Source organism: Patescibacteria group bacterium (assembly GCA_041665585.1).
In the GTDB taxonomy this organism is placed as follows: domain Bacteria; phylum Patescibacteriota; class Gracilibacteria; order JAHISY01; family JAHISY01; genus JAHISY01.
Window position 1 is genome coordinate 147,819 of record JBAYIN010000002.1, and the last position, 12,740, is coordinate 160,558.

Sequence of the window (12,740 nt, forward strand, 5' to 3'; positions counted from 1 at the left end):
GACCATCCGAAGATATCTGAGGGCAAGAGGTTAAAGTTTTTCGAGCTCGACAAGTAGATCGCCCTCGCCGACTTTTTCGCCAACAGGGCGAACTATCCTTTTTACCTTAGCTGATTCGGTACCTTGATAACAAACAGGCACCTCGTTCTTAGCGATCTCAAGAACGACCAGAGTATCACCCGGTGCGACTGAATCACCGGTTTTTTTGAGGCATTTGTAAATCTTTCCAGGAATGCCATAACTAATCTGCAGCGGATCCTCCTGGTCCGCTTTTTCTATTTTGCGAACATCCCTGACAACAACCTTCAGTTTTAAAAGGTAGGAATTCAGCATTCCTTCGACGGTCCTGGTCCCATCGGCCGGATTGACAGAGGAAACTGTCAGAAGGCGGAATGAATGATCTTCACCGCCAACCTGAAATTCAACCGAATCGCACCCATCAACGATCAGACCCTGGAGAGAGACATGATCGGGTAGCGTCAGGAATGGCATACCGTATTGCCGAATGTTTTCCATGCATCCCGGAAAATCACGGGGAAACAGACGATAAGAAAGGATGTTTTCCAGACTCGGCTCGACCTCATGAGCCTCGAGCTGCATTACAATTTCTTCTTCAGAGACATAAGCAGGCTCAAAAGCAAGATCCGATCTTTTGGCAATCGCGTCCCCCCACTTCTCACCAAACGTAGCTTGGTAAACCCAATCATCAGGATATCCGCCAGGAGGAGTACCCCAGCAGCCAAGCAAGAACTGCTTCAACGAATCCAGCGGCGCAAAAATACGCGCCTTTGCTGCCACCGAGACCCTCTCGGACTGACCATCAATAATCAAATCCATGTTTTCAAGCATGGTCTTTAAACGGCGCAGCCTGGAAAGCTCTTCGTCCTTTACACGATTATATTCGTTGCAAACCGCCGAAGCAGCTTGGGTAATATAAAGCTGCTGCATCGGCGTTACAGCGTGCCCACCCAAAATTAAATTCGATCTTTGAAGGTGGGCATCCACAAATTGTTTGAGATGAGCAATACCCATCTCTTCCAAGTTTGTAGAGATGGAGCTCATTGCCCCCCCAGCTAGTTTGGTGTCCCTAACGCTGTACTTGGGTCCCTTAATCCTGGGGCTCAAATATGCATCATAGAGCGCAAACCAGCCCTGTAAATAATCGTTTAGCGCCGACACAGCCTCCATATTGACTATGGGCTCGTAACCCTGCTCACGCAAAATTGCATCGACTGTCTGAATCGGAGGCTGACCAAAGTTTCTGGTCATCGATTCCAACCCAAGACAAAGCATCTGCACCCCGGCCTTGACGGCCGCAAGACAAACCATTGCCCACATACCACTGGTTTGATGAGTGTGATACCGCATGACAATCCGAGGATACATTTTCACAATTCCAGTGACCAGTTCTGTAATTTCACTAGCCATCCAGTTTCCACTCATATCCTTGAGGTCAAGGATAATCCAGTTAATCACCTCCTCTTCGGTCATGCCGAATTTATCGGCGACATCATTGATTATTTGTCTTACGACCTCGAGATAACCAGAGATCGTAAATCTTTTGCCGTCAGGCCGCGTCATAGTAAGACACGGCATGTAAATAATTTTCTCGCGATGCCGTGCATAGGCTTCGTGGGTTGAGTCAAGAGTCCTCGGATCAACCGAGTCGAAATTCCTGATACAGTCGTTCCCGCTTTGCACAATCATGTCGACCATGTCCGGAATAACCTGCCGCGGTTGCGGATTGAGACCGACAATATTTGTGCTTCGACTCAGCATGACCAGCGGGATACGCTTGACTACCCCTTTCCAAATACGAGCATATTCAAAGGGTGGGCAACCCATAATCCGAGCTGCTTGCTGCGGAGTCGCTCCACCCCAAGTCTCGACCATCGCGACGTTGGTTTGATCCAACAACGGGCCGATTTTGTTAATCAGCCACATTGACAAGAAGTTAGTCGTTTCGCACTGGACAACGTCTCTCATAGTAATTTCGTAAGAGATTCGCCCAGCAGCCGCATTACGGCGAATGTAGTCAATGAACTCAACCGAACCATTATCTTTCAGATCAGGATAATCCCGATGAGAATCGATAACAGCTGGTGGAACCATTGAAGGCACCAAATAAGGACTGTCAAAGCCCCGATGTTTCGTCCCGATAATAGGGCTATACCCCTTGGCTGATGTCTCCATAATATAGCGAGCGATTCGCAACGCTTCAGCATCGCGATCTCGATATGTCAGAAGCTCTTCAAGATTTTCGGATAAAAAATCGACCGAAACTGGCTCTCCTTCGGTAATTTGGCGATTTCTCAGGATCTCGATATCGAGCGGAATGCTCGACGGAAACCCCAAAATTTTATAACTGGAAAGTATTTCAGCTGCTTTTTGGTGAAGCCCCTTCCATGTATCTGCCCTTACCGTTACCATCGCGAACATGGGGTCGAAATCGACCTCACAGGTATGACCAGTTCTAATTGAACTGACCACCCAGGTGTCAGCACTTTGCGATGGCGCTCTATGACTCATTACATAGCCACCCTTGGAATTAAAATTATTCTTTGGATCGAACGCCACACACCTAACGTTGACTGAAAACTCCTTTCTGCCAGCAAGATCGGATCGATCGAAATCAATTCGTCCACCAAAGGAGACAATAACCATCCACTCGATCAAATTAAGCCCTGTCAGAATTTCTGTTGCCCGATGCTCAACCTGGATACGAGTGTTAACTTCCATAAAAACAACCTTGATCTGCCCGTTCGTATCTGAATAAATTAAAAACTCGACCGTGCAAATCCCAGTTAATCCGGCCTGCCGACAAACTTTTTCGGCGTTATTAATCAACGTCATCTTTATCTCTGGTCGATTCTCAATCCAGGGGTGATGTCCCCACTCCAGCTTTTTTTGACCGCCCTTGCCTTTTTGCCGAACCTGCACAGAGCATATCCTGTAATCAACCCCGACCACTTTTCCGAAACCGTCAGCAATAATTTGAACTTCCCCGTGCTGGGGAGAAACAATCTCTTTTTCGAGAATCAAGTCTGGGTTTCCAAACTGCTTTTTGGCATATTCACCCAAAGATTGAAACCCTGCCATCAGATCCTCATCAGAGCCAACAACTTCTTGTCCACGACCACCGCCTCCAAATGCGGCTTTTAACCTTACGGGATAACCGACTTCGTTGGCAGCTCGAACAGCCTCATCCAGGTTCTGTAAAGGTGTAGTTACACCCGGTGAAACCGGAACTCCGGCGTCAACGGCAATTTTCCGCGCCGCTGCTTTGTCACCCAATTTTGTCAGGACTTCGTCTGATTGACCGACCCAAATAATACCGCGTTTTTTGCAACTTGCTTCCATGCCAGGTATCTCAGCTGAGAAACCCCACATAGGAAGAATAGCGACAATATCGTCAGGAATCAGCTTAAAAATTTCTTCGAACTGAACATAGGACAGCTCGCCTACATTCACAACACGATCTGCGATGGTCGTGAAATAGGTGTTAGCCCGTACATCTTCATCATTCGCCAAAACAGCGACCTTGATCCCCAACTCACGAAGACGCTGAATTGCAATCACTGCAGCGACATCCCGGTTCCAGACAAGGAACCAGGGTTGATGCTCCGCAAGGAGCGCTTTGATCTCCTCTTTTGAAGCACCGCCATTGCCCAGATTTCTCTGGACATACCTTAGCCAAAATTTTGTTTTTCTGTTCTCCATGGATTCTCCTTTTTCTAGGCCTAGAAAATTTTTCACCAAACCACAAGTGTGCGCACACCTGTGGAAAACCATATCAGCGAATCGGACCACCCGACTCGCCGAAATCTAAACACTGACAAGACACCAAAACAAAGTGCCTCTCTCCATCTCACGACATTTCGAGAAACAAAGAGAGACACTTCGCAGAAGCGTCTCTTTCACTGAACTATTTCCAAACGGCCACTAAAAAATTCTTCCAAGCCTCTTCTTGTAGCAATTCGAGCATAACCGTCATCATTTACTCCGAAAAATTTGCCACTCACGACTTCGCCATTTGAATCATCATGCAAGCGAGCTGGCTGATACTTGCCGACCAACTGATCATTGTACGCATGAATGATTTCTTGTCGATTACCAAGTCGCACTTGCAAAAATTGCTTAGCCAAGTGCTGCAATAAAACATCAGTCACTTCGGCTAGAGAAAATTCTTGTTGAGTTTTTTTTCGTAGAGTAGTGACTCCGGTCACGAATTGATCCAAGTCAGCGGCTGCGGGGAAGGTGTTGAGATTGAGCCCGATACCAATATTCGCTAGTCTAGATGAAATATTTACTGGAATTACACGCGTCAGAATTCCAGCAATTTTATCGTAGCCTTTCCCATTTTTCACCAAAATATCATTCACCCATTTGATGCCGCTTTGCTTTACTCCGAAACTGCCAACCGTCGCATTGCCTGCCAAGGCAGCGATTACCGTGCTGAGACGCAATTCTTCTTCTGTTCCAGCGACCAAAACATTGGCGTGCAAATTACCTCGCTTGGAAACCCAGCTTCTGCCATTTTGTCCCAAACCTTTAGTTTGCTCCAAGGCGATTAAAGCATCACCAGCATTCATCTGCCCCGCCTTCGCCAAATCATCGACCAAATCCATGGTCGTCGGCACACTGTCTAGCACTATCAGTCTCCTACCAAATTCTCGTTTATTGGCATCGAGACCATAGCCTAGTAATTTTCGGTTAGTTCGAATCAAAGCTGCGAGCCGAGAATCAACCTCTCTGCTCGCCCCGATTTGGAAGCCTAATTTTTCTAATTCTTGTAATGGCACATCAGAAATAAGTTCAGCCTGTTTAGGCTTTTTTCCCATATAAAAAATTAAATTAAAAAATTTGTTTTCTTGGCTTTTATTTCCCGAAATGTCAAAGGACGACATTACAAATCGGAAGTTGCAGATTTTAACAAATATTTTATATTATTAGCAAATCTTCATGATTCGAAATCATTGAGGCAAAACTGATCAAAAGCAGTGTGCAAACTAGCCTCCTTCGTCGTGTAGGAAATCAATGCCTAATCAAGCTTCGTGCCAAAATCAGGCACACTGGGCAAATATCTGCCTGCGGAGCTGCAACCTGATTGCCCTCCGAATTAATTTCGTTTGAAATTCACTGAAATATATTTCAATTGATTTTAGTCAAAGACAACCAAAATTTAAACCACAAAAAAACTCCGGATTTACCGTGCTATTGAACTAATCAAATAATCAAAACTCCTAGGATCGATTTTCGTAAGGATATTCGCCTTGCTCTATTTGTGGCTTTGGCAGATTCTTTTTTAATCTCGCTTCTGCTACTTCTGCCGCAAGTACGGACCCAAGAACCAAGACTATTTCTTCTCTATCACCACCTGCCGACTCTCTTAGTAGGTTTTCCATATTAAGGGGGTTAAAAAATTAAGGTTCGATTTTATCAAACACAATGCTTAATTTTCAAATTCACGCCCCGAGCATCTTGACGAGATCGACGACGCGCGCGGAGTAACCCCATTCGTTGTCGTACCACGACAAAATCTTAAGTAATTTTCCGTCAACAATTTTCGTATTTTCCGCATCGACAATCGACGAACGCGTATCGCCGCGGAAATCAATCGAGACGAGCGGCTCGCGCGAAATCCCGAGAATTCCCGCCATTTTGCCTTTGGAACTTTTTTCAATCGCCGCATTCACCGCTTCCGCCGTCGTCGCTTTTTCGAGCTCGACCGTGAGATCGACGAGCGACACGACTGCCGTCGGCACACGCAAACTCACGCCGGAAAATTTATTTGCCAGCTCCGGAATCACGCGACCGAGCGCGGATGAAACTCCGGTCTTGGTCGGCACAATCGAAGGAATGAAGCTGCGCGCGCGACGAAAATCACCGCCTGAATTATCGAGAATGTTTTGGTTGCCCGTGACAGAGTGCACGGTGGAAAGCTGCGCGCGGCGAATGCCGAAATTTTCGTGAATGACTTTGGCGAGTGGCGCGAGGCAATTCGTCGTGCAGCTCGCATTCGAGACGATCTTCGAACTCGGATCGAATTCGGAATCATTTACGCCGACGACGAAAGTCGGAATACGAATGTCGTTGCAGGGCGCCGTCACCAGCACTTTGCGCGCACCGGCTTCGAGGTGGAGCGCCGCGCCAGAATAATCGGTGAGTCGTCCGGTCGCCTCGATCACGACATCGACAGCGAAATCCTGCCAAGAAAAATCCTTGCCCGGATCACCGGCGAGCACGGCAATCTCCGCGCCATTGACTTTGAAAAGATTTTTTTCAGCCGAAATCTCCGCCGCGCATTTGCCGTAAATCGAATCGTATTTGAGTAAATGCGCGTGCATCGCCGCATCAGCGCGCGAATTGACCGCGACGATTTCGATTGCAGCATCGCCCAGCGCTTGGCGGTGAAAACAGCGGCCAATCCTGCCGTAGCCATTGATTGCGACGCGAATTGGTTTGGAATTCATCGTGCGAAGATTTTAGCAGAGCCGCAAATAGATTTGTTAAAATACGGCTAAACATATTCTACTAACTACCAAAAATTTGAAAGATTGTCCGGCTTGTGGCGAAAAAATCAAAGACGATGCGCTGAAGTGCAAATTTTGCAGCGTCGATTTAAATTTGCGGAAATGTCCCTGGTGCGCGGAAATCATCGAGAAGAATGCGAAAAAATGTAAGCACTGCAAAAGCTTCGTCGCCAAATTGAATTGCACGAGCTGCGGTGATGCCGTCGAGATTGCCGAAATGCGCTGCCCGAATTGCGTCGCCAAAATGGTCGTGGCAGAAGTCGAACAGCGTGTCGCCGCCGAACGACGCAAACTCGATTTGAAAAATTGGCTGATTTTGGCAGTGCTCGTCGCACTCGGCGCCTTCGCCCTCTCGGAAATTTTTTAGAAAAAAATCCGCTAACACTAACACTACCCGCTAACACTAACACTACCCACTAACACTACCAACTAACACTACCCGCTATTTGTGGTATTTTTTTCCGGCAAGAATGGTGAAGGCACGGTAAATTTGTTCAAGCAAAATCACACGAAAAAGCTCGTGCGGGAAAGTCATTGGCGAAAAGGAAATTTTCAAATCCGCCCGCGCCAAGACTTCGACACCAAGACCAGACGAACCACCAATCACGCAAACGACTTTTTTGGCAGTGTCGCGCGCTCCGCGGAAAATCTCCGCGAAGTCTTCGGAGCTCAAGCTGCGACCACCCGGATCGCAAGCCAGCACGAAATCGTCAGGTGAAATTTTGGCGAGCAATTTCTCCGCTTCAATCTTTTTCGCCTTTTCCGCAAGCGAATTTTCATCGGCTGGCGCGAGCAAGATAATCTCGATTTCAGCGAAATTCTGCAGGCGTTTGAAAAAATCAGCTTCCGCCGCTGCCGCCCAATTTTGGGGTTTTTTCGCGATTGCCAAAATCCGGATTTTCACGGGAAGATTTTAATTGAATTCAAAAAAAGTTTTGCTAAAATTCTCGGCACGCGGATGTAGCTCAGTTGGCTAGAGCGCCACCTTGCCAAGGTGGAGGTCGCCGGTTCGAACCCGGTCATCCGCTCCAACTTCACAGAGCGCAGGTCGTCCCGCCCAGGCGGGATCATCCGCTCCATTTCTCGCAATCTTTGATGCTCACTTCCACCACCCGCAAAATCTCAAATTTCGTGAGTAAGGCTGAGTTTGAGGAAATCAAAAAGTTTGCCGCGGATAAGGCGACACCTTTTTTGATTATCAATCTGGAAAAAATCGCGCAGAACTACGACGAGCTCCACGAGAATTTCCCTACGGCGGCGATTTATTACGCGATTAAGGCCAATCCCAATCCGCGCGTGATTAAGCTGCTCCACAAAAAGGGGTCAAATTTTGATGCGGCGACGATTTTTGAAATTGATAAATTACTCGACCTCGGCGTGTCAGCCGACCGAATCAGCTTCGGCAACACGATCAAAAAAGAAGCCGACATTGAATCAGCTTACAAAAAGGGCGTACGGATTTTCGTGACGGATTCACTCTCAGATTTGCGGAAGATTGCCCGTCGCGCCCCCGGATCAAAAATCTTTTTCCGGCTCATCACGGAGGGCAGCGGTGCAGACTGGCCACTCTCGCGGAAATTCGGCGCGCACCCCGACATGATTTATGACCTGATTATCGAAGCGAAAAAACGCAAACTCGATCCTTACGGTATTTCCTTCCATGTCGGCTCGCAGCAACGCCACATCGGTCAGTGGGACAACGCCATCGGACAGGTCAAACAGATTTTCGGTTTGGCGAAACACGAGGGCGTGAATTTGCGCGCGATTAATTTGGGCGGCGGCTTCCCGTCTAAATATCTACAGCCGGCGCAAAATCTCAAAATTTACGCCCGAGAAATCAAGCGTTTTTTGAAGAAAAATTTTGGCGCGAATATGCCGGAAATTTTTGTCGAGCCGGGTCGCTCGATTGTCGGCGATGCCGGCGTGATTGTGAGCGAGATTGTTACAATCGCGAAAAAATCAGCGACCAGCGAAACCGAGTGGGTTTTTCTCGATGTCGGGAAATTCGGCGGACTAATCGAGACGACGGACGAGGCGATTAAATATCCGATCTTCACCGAAAGACACTCGCGTGACTTGCGCGAAGTGATTCTCGCCGGTCCGACCTGCGACAGCGTCGATGTCTTGTACGAGAATTTCAAATACACACTCCCGAAAAAAAGCCGCGAAGGCGACCGCATTTATATTTTCTCGACTGGCGCTTACACGACCTCATACAGCTCGATTGAATTCAACGGTATCCCTCCGCTGCGTGAGTATATTCTGAAGCATGAAGCAGAATAGCTTGTTCCATGTTCCATGTTCCATGTTCCATGTTCCATGTTCCATGTTCCATGTTCCATAAATTACGAGACTGGAAAATTCGAAAATTCATCGCCGCCCAAATCTAAATTAGTTTTGGGATTCAGGTTTTGCGTCATTGAAAAAAATAAAAAAACATGTTAAAATACCGAGAAACTAATATAAAAATGACCATCCCAAAAACAGAAATTGCTGCGCTGCAAAAATATGTGCGCGCGACTAATTATCTCGCCGTCGCTCAGATTTATTTGCGTGATAATTTTTTGCTGGAGCGCGAATTGCAATCGAGTGACATCAAGGCGCGCCTGCTCGGTCACTGGGGCACCTGCCCGGGGATTAATTTTGTTTATGCGAATGTGAATCGCCTGATTCAAAAAACGAACGCCGATTTTCTTTTCATCGCCGGTCCTGGTCACGGCTTCCCTGCCGTCCAAGCGAATCTTTTTTTGGAAAAATCGCTCGCGCATTTTTATCCGGAGAAAATTCCGTTTACGCACAAAGGTCTTGCCGAAATTTGCGGAAAATTCTCTGCGCCCTACGGCTACCCGAGCCATTCGAATCCCGCCGCACCCGGCACGATCCTCGAGGGCGGCGAGCTCGGCTACTCACTCTCGGTCGCTTTCGGCAGCGTACTGGATAATCCGAATTTAGTGACGGTCTGTCTCGTCGGTGACGGCGAAGCGGAGACCGGACCACTCGCGGCGGCGTGGAATTGCAACAAACTTTTGTCACCGCGCGAGAATGGCGCCGTCTTGCCAATCGTCCATGTGAACGGTTACAAAATTTCCGGACCGACAGTGCTCGGGAGAATGAGCGATGCAGAAATTCGAAAATTTTTCACCGGACTAGGCTACGCGCCGCACTTCGTCACTGGTCACGCTGAAAAAGTTTATGCAAAAATGGCGCACGAAATGGATGCCGCCCTGGCGGAAATTCGCGCAATTCAAAAGTCAGCGCGCAGTGGCAAAGCAGTCGTGAAGCCGAGGTGGCCAGTCGTGATTTTGCGCACGCCGAAAGGCTGGACTGGAGTGAAATCCGACGGCGCGAAGAAATTGGAGAGCAACTGCCTCTCGCACCAAGTCGTGATTGAAGATGTCCGCGAGAATCCAGAGAATTTGCGGAAGCTGGAAAAATGGCTGCAATCCTACCGTTTCGCCGAGCTCATCCAAGTCCTGCCGAGCGGAAAATTAAAGCTTGATTCCGCCATCGCGAAATTGATTCCCCGCCTCGGCAAAAGTTGCGGGACGCAAAAATTCGCGCGCGGTGGCGAAGTGGTGAAGAATTTGAAATTACCGCGACTTGAAAAATTCGCGGTAGCAATCAAAGCGCGCGGCGTAACGCAAAAAAGTGCGATGGCCGTCGGCGGCGAATTTTTGGCGCAGGTCTTCGCGACAAACAAAAAAAACATCCGCCTCTTTTCACCGGACGAAACTTATTCGAATCGACTCGAAGCAATTTTTCGCGTGACGAAAAGAAGCTGGCAATGGCCACTCGAAAAATGGGATCGCGACTTCGCGCGCGAGGGTCGCGTGATGGAATTACTTTCGGAGCATACGCTTTTCGGCATGTTGCACGGCTATGTCGCGACCGGTCGCCACGGTTTTTTCGCGAGCTACGAAGCATTTACGCAAATCGTCGCGAGTATGGCTGACCAATTTTGCAAATTCGTGAAAGCTTCGCACGGCGTGAAATTTCGCCCGCCCCTGCCCGCATTAAATTTAATTCTGACTTCGCTCTTGGAACGCCAAGACCACAACGGTTTCTCGCACCAGAATCCTTCGCTACTTTCGAGCATGCTCGAGAAAGACGGGAATTTGATTTCCGCCTTTCTGCCGCCCGATGCGAATTCGCTGCTCGCCACGCTGGAAGAAACTTTGCGTTCGCGCAACAAATTGAACTTGATTGTCGTCGGCAAAAAAGATTTACCGCAGTGGCTCACGCTGCCCGAAGCGCGACGGCAAATGCGCGCTGGCATCATGGAGTGGAAATTCTTGAGCGACCGTAATCCGCAAATTGTGTTGGCAGCAAGTGGTGACTACGCGACGAATGAGTCGCTCGCCGCACTGAAAATTTTGCGCGAGCTTTTGCCGCAAATTCGGCTGCGCTTCGTGAATGTCAGTGAGCTGACCGCGCTCGGTGTCGGCGATCCGACGACCGCGACAAATTCGAAATTCTTGGACCGATTTTTCACGACTGACAAAAATGTGATTTTTAATTTCCACGGCTATCCGCACACAATCAAAAAACTGCTGTTCGATTATTCCGGCAGTCATCGTGTGAAAATTAATGGCTACGAAGAAGAAGGCTCGACCACCACGCCGCTCGATCTCGAAGTCCGCAACCGCACTTCGCGCTTCCACACCGCGCTCGACGCAGCCGAAAAATTGTGCGCGCAGAAAGATATTTCCCGCGTGCAATTTAATTTGATTAAAAAAATCATCGCCAAGAAAATTCGCACGCACCATGAATTCATAATGAAAAATGGAGTCGATCCAATCGAAATCGAAAACTGGGTGAATGATTCTAAAAAATAACAACCTAAACCCTAAACCCTATCCCCTAATTGAAAATCCTCGCACTCAATCCCGGATCCGCGACGCTAAAATGCGCTTTTTTTGAGGACGAAAAAAAGTTGGCGGAATTCACCGCGCCAAATCGCGACCACGCGCTCGCGGAAATTTTGCGGAAATTGAAAATCAAAAATGTTGATGAAATCGATCTTTTCGGAATTCGCATCGTGCACGGCGGCGAAATTTTCAGTGAACCAAAATTACTCGGCGCGCGCGAACTGCGCCAGCTGGAAAAGCTGATTGCGCTCGCGCCACTGCACAATCGTCCCGCCGTGCAGCTCGTCAAAATGATTCGCGCCGAATTACCGCGCGCGAAAATTGTCGGCGTCTTCGACACCAATTTTCACCGCACGCTGCCACTCGTCGCGCGCACACTGCCAATCGCAAAAAAAATCGCCGCAAAATTTGGCATCCGCAAATTCGGCTTCCACGGCATCGCCTGCGAAAACATTCTGCGCCAATTGCGTGAGCGCGGGAAAGTACCAGCGCGGATTTTGATTTGCCACCTCGGCGGCGGCGCTTCGGTCACGGCAGTGCAGAATGGAAAATCCGTCGAGACTTCGATGGCATTCACACCCGCTGCCGGACTGCCAATGCTCACTCGCGCCGGCGATCTCGACCCGGGCGTGTTTGAATTTTTGGTCGAGCAAATGAAAGTTTCACCCAAAAAAGTTTTACAGATTCTGAACGAAGAGTCGGGAATTTTCGGACTCACGGGCGAAAAAGATTTCGCGAAAGTCGTGCGCGAAGCGAAGAAAAATCCCGACTACGAATTGGCAGTCGAGATTTTCGTGCAGCGCGTCGTCGAGCAAATTTTCGCTTTTGCGGGAATTTTGGGCGGCGTCGATCTGCTCGTTTTCTCGGGCGGCATCGGCAGCGGCAGCGCGGTGATTCGCCGAAAAATCGGAGCGAAATTAAAACTCTTGAAGATTAAAAAAACCGCCGTCATCCGCGCGGACGAGCTCGCGGAAATCGCACTGCAAATTTTGGAGGCACAAAAAAGAGGGCACTAGGCCCTCTTTTCTTTTGAAACGAAAAAATTATCTTTTGTTCGCTTCGAAACACTCGCGGCAGTAAACCGGTCGGTCTCCGCTCGGAACGAACGGAACTTCGGTTTCCTTGCCACAACCAGCGCAGGTCACTTTCGTGAACTGGCGACCGGCTGCTTTCTTGGCAGCGCGGCACTCTGGGCAGCGTTTCGGCGGAGTGAAGCCTTTTTCCTCGTAGAACTCCTGCTCGCCTGCGGTAAAGATGAAATCTTTGCCACATTCCTCACAATGGAGGGATTTGTCGCCGCCAGCGGCGGATGTTGTCTGATCGTCAGACATTGTAAAGG

General features: G+C 48.7%; 9 protein-coding genes and 1 tRNA gene. 5 read left to right on the plus strand and 5 right to left on the minus strand.

Going from position 1 to position 12,740, the window contains the following annotated elements; translation table 11 throughout:
• Positions 1-30 precede the first annotated feature (30 nt).
• The 3 genes from WCV72_02015 to gap form a co-directional block, all read right to left on the minus strand.
• Positions 31-3,720 carry a biotin carboxylase N-terminal domain-containing protein gene (locus tag WCV72_02015; protein ID MFA6458146.1) on the minus strand — a complete coding sequence of 1,230 codons (3,690 nt, stop codon included), beginning with the start codon at positions 3,718-3,720 and terminating at the stop codon, positions 31-33.
• Positions 3,721-3,917: 197 nt separating this feature from the next.
• Positions 3,918-4,907: a biotin--[acetyl-CoA-carboxylase] ligase gene (locus tag WCV72_02020; protein MFA6458147.1), complete on the minus strand. Its 990-nt coding sequence runs from the start codon at positions 4,905-4,907 to the stop codon at positions 3,918-3,920.
• A 558-nt stretch (positions 4,908-5,465) separates the two neighbouring features.
• A complete protein-coding gene (gap, locus tag WCV72_02025; GenBank protein ID MFA6458148.1) occupies positions 5,466-6,473 on the minus strand; it encodes a type I glyceraldehyde-3-phosphate dehydrogenase in 1,008 nt (335 codons plus the stop codon).
• A gap of 76 nt (positions 6,474-6,549) precedes the next feature.
• On the opposite strand from gap, the gene WCV72_02030 reads away from it, so the two are divergent.
• A complete protein-coding gene (locus tag WCV72_02030; GenBank protein MFA6458149.1) occupies positions 6,550-6,900 on the plus strand; it encodes a zinc ribbon domain-containing protein in 351 nt (116 codons plus the stop codon).
• A 75-nt stretch (positions 6,901-6,975) separates the two neighbouring features.
• On the opposite strand, the gene WCV72_02035 is transcribed toward WCV72_02030, so the two are convergent.
• Positions 6,976-7,437 (minus strand): 23S rRNA (pseudouridine(1915)-N(3))-methyltransferase RlmH, encoded by a 462-nt coding sequence (locus WCV72_02035; protein ID MFA6458150.1) that lies wholly within the window; start codon positions 7,435-7,437, stop codon positions 6,976-6,978.
• Positions 7,438-7,487: 50 nt separating this feature from the next.
• Between WCV72_02035 and WCV72_02040 the strand changes: the two genes are divergently transcribed.
• The 4 genes from WCV72_02040 (at position 7,488) to WCV72_02055 (ending at position 12,417) form a co-directional block, all read left to right on the plus strand.
• Positions 7,488-7,564, plus strand: a tRNA-Gly gene (locus WCV72_02040).
• 64 nt (positions 7,565-7,628) lie between these two features.
• A complete protein-coding gene (locus tag WCV72_02045; protein MFA6458151.1) occupies positions 7,629-8,816 on the plus strand; it encodes a type III PLP-dependent enzyme in 1,188 nt (395 codons plus the stop codon).
• Between the two features lie 185 nt (positions 8,817-9,001).
• Positions 9,002-11,368 (plus strand): phosphoketolase family protein, encoded by a 2,367-nt coding sequence (locus tag WCV72_02050; protein MFA6458152.1) that lies wholly within the window; start codon positions 9,002-9,004, stop codon positions 11,366-11,368.
• Between the two features lie 29 nt (positions 11,369-11,397).
• The gene (locus WCV72_02055) at positions 11,398-12,417 is read left to right on the plus strand and encodes a hypothetical protein (GenBank protein MFA6458153.1); all 1,020 of its coding nucleotides are present in this window, start codon (positions 11,398-11,400) and stop codon (positions 12,415-12,417) included.
• 27 nt (positions 12,418-12,444) lie between these two features.
• On the opposite strand, the gene WCV72_02060 is transcribed toward WCV72_02055, so the two are convergent.
• Positions 12,445-12,732, minus strand: coding sequence for a zinc-ribbon domain containing protein (locus WCV72_02060; protein MFA6458154.1), 288 nt, complete (start codon positions 12,730-12,732; stop codon positions 12,445-12,447).
• Positions 12,733-12,740 lie beyond the last annotated feature (8 nt).

Excerpts from the sequence above, each read along its gene's own strand:
- WCV72_02020 (MFA6458147.1), bottom strand. The coding sequence starts at position 4,907 with ATGTCGTCCTTTGACATTTCGGGAAATAAAAGCCAAGAAAACAAATTT.
- WCV72_02045 (MFA6458151.1), top strand. The coding sequence starts at position 7,629 with ATGCTCACTTCCACCACCCGCAAAATCTCAAATTTCGTGAGTAAGGCT.
- WCV72_02050 (MFA6458152.1), top strand. The coding sequence starts at position 9,002 with ATGACCATCCCAAAAACAGAAATTGCTGCGCTGCAAAAATATGTGCGC.
- WCV72_02015 (MFA6458146.1), bottom strand. The coding sequence starts at position 3,720 with ATGGAGAACAGAAAAACAAAATTTTGGCTAAGGTATGTCCAGAGAAAT.
- WCV72_02060 (MFA6458154.1), bottom strand. The coding sequence starts at position 12,732 with ATGTCTGACGATCAGACAACATCCGCCGCTGGCGGCGACAAATCCCTC.
- gap (MFA6458148.1), bottom strand. The coding sequence starts at position 6,473 with ATGAATTCCAAACCAATTCGCGTCGCAATCAATGGCTACGGCAGGATT.